Here is a 1,200-nt window from a genome sequence, read left to right on the forward strand (position 1 = left end):
GTCCACAGCGAAGTCAACCAGATCGAACGCTCCTATTCCGAGAATGAATCCCGCATCCGTTCGCTGGTCGACGGCCTCGGCAGCGAGCGCGAAGCCGTCGTCACCCATGCCGAGCGCGTCCGCGCCTCGATTACCGGCGCGCATGAGACGCTGAAGGACGAGATCGGCGCGGCTTCCGACATCATTCGCGACTCGATCCTCAATGCATCGACCAAATTGTCGATGACGATCACCAATTCCGGCGACACGCTGATCGACCGCATCAACGAAAGCTCGATGTCGATCTTCGATTCCGTCGAAGGCCGGCTCGATTCGATCACCGACCGTCTGTCGACCTCGGGCGAGGCCTTCGCCAGCCTTCTCGACACCCGCATTGCCAAGCTGACGGACACCACGGACGGACTGACGCGGTCGTTGACCGATCTGCTCGACGATCGCACCACCGGCATGGTGTCGCTGCTAGGCGGCGCCGCGCGCACCCTCAATTCCGAATTCGAGGCCAGCCTCAACGGCATCGAGCGCACGCTCGCCGAACGCGGCCAGGCGCTGATCAGCGAGTTCCAGACCCGCGCCGAGGCGCTCGACACCGGAACGCAGAAGCTCAATGCGGCACTCGAGGCCCGCGCCCGCCAGATCAATGAAACGCTGGTCGAGCGCGCCCGCGAAATCGCGCACACCTTCGCCGAGAGCAAGGACACGCTGTCGGCGATGATCGATCAGGGCAAGACCCAGATCGGCGCCGACATGGCCGACATCGTCACTTCGACCTCCTCTATGCTCGAAGCCCGCGCCAGCGACTTCGCCGGACGCATGGAAGCCGCCCGTCACGTCGTGTCGCGTTCGTTCGACAGTGACATCCAGCGGCTCGCCGACGCCCGCGTCGGCATCGAGGAAGCTGTCGAGAACCACAGCAGGAAACTGTCCGAAAGCCGCGAGCGCATGGCCGCGGCCATGGAGGCCGACCTGGCGAAGTTCGCCGAGGGCCGCGCCGGCATCGATGCGGCAGTAACCAACCAGGTGCAGAAGCTGGCCGAAGGCCGCAGCCTGATCTCGCGCGCTCTCGAAGAGGATCTGCGCAAGGTCAATGAATCGCGGGCGGCCATCGATGCATCGCTCGGCAGCCATCTCGAAAGGCTGGAAGAAGGTCGCAACAGGCTCTCTATTGCCTTGAATGAAGACTCCGGGAAGCTGGTGCAAGCT

Annotated in this window: 1 pseudogene; it reads left to right on the top strand. The window is 63.9% G+C overall.

The window, feature by feature from the left end:
• Positions 1–1,200 (top strand): annotated as a pseudogene (locus tag EN994_RS32275) (kinesin); the annotation flags it as partial.

Source organism: Mesorhizobium sp. M7A.F.Ca.CA.002.09.1.1, assembly GCF_003998555.1.
Classification (GTDB): domain Bacteria; phylum Pseudomonadota; class Alphaproteobacteria; order Rhizobiales; family Rhizobiaceae; genus Mesorhizobium; species Mesorhizobium ciceri.